The sequence below is a fragment of the Azospirillum isscasi genome (assembly GCF_030849505.1).
GTDB lineage: Bacteria > Pseudomonadota > Alphaproteobacteria > Azospirillales > Azospirillaceae > Azospirillum > Azospirillum isscasi.
The window spans coordinates 1-704 of the sequence record NZ_JAUJFI010000385.1; the positions used below are offsets into that span (position 1 = coordinate 1).

At 60.9% G+C, this 704-nt stretch carries 2 protein-coding genes; one reads left to right on the forward strand and one right to left on the reverse strand.

Translation table 11 applies throughout. The annotated features are described in order from the left end of the window. Positions 1 to 221: DUF4347 domain-containing protein (locus tag QSG27_RS29110; RefSeq protein ID WP_306712361.1), on the reverse strand; the 221-nt coding region annotated here is incomplete at its 3' end. 191 nt (positions 222 to 412) lie between these two features. Here QSG27_RS29110 and QSG27_RS29115 point away from each other — a divergent pair. Beyond that, positions 413 to 704: hypothetical protein (locus QSG27_RS29115; RefSeq protein ID WP_306712363.1), on the forward strand; the 292-nt coding region annotated here is incomplete at its 3' end.

Consider the following 704-nt stretch of genomic DNA (forward strand, 5'->3'; position numbering starts at 1 on the left):
AGCGACCGCGCATCCAGCGGCTGGGCGCCCAGCAGGACCCGTCCCGGCTCGCCATGGGCGACCACATGCAGGACGGACGGACGCGCGGCGAGCGCCGCGGCCAGAACGGCATGGGCATCGTCGGCGGCGGAGACGAGCATGACCTGGACGTCGGGACGGCGGTGGCTGAGCAGCCCGTCGAGATCCTCAAGTCCAGCGTCCGCGATGATGACTTCGTTCAAGGGAAACTCTCCGTGCATTCTGTGGTGATCGCTGGGGCGCCCGGTCGCATCGTTCACAGATACGGGGTAGCGCGACACCCAATCACATGCGCTTTCGGAGATGCTTCCTGCAATTGCCCAAGAAGAAATAACACATACTCTTCACGGAAAGGCGGATATTGGATAATCTTACTTGATAATGGGAAACTCGATTGTTCTATGAACTCTCGATATCTTATGATGAACGGCCTGCATCATTCTCCATCAAGGGGGAATACGGGAAAAGGCGGCGCATCGTCCCGACCCTTTCGAAGGGGCGGTCGCAACCCCGATGGGCTGCCCCCAACCGGCAAAGCCATAAAAAAAACCGGCCCGGGGAAGGGCATCCCCCGGACCGGCGCTTTTCGGACCGCTTCAGATCACAGGCTGATGAAGGCGATGTAGTTCTGGTCGCCCATGGTGCCGGTGGTGACGGTCATCGCGCCCACCGCCTTGCCGGCGAAG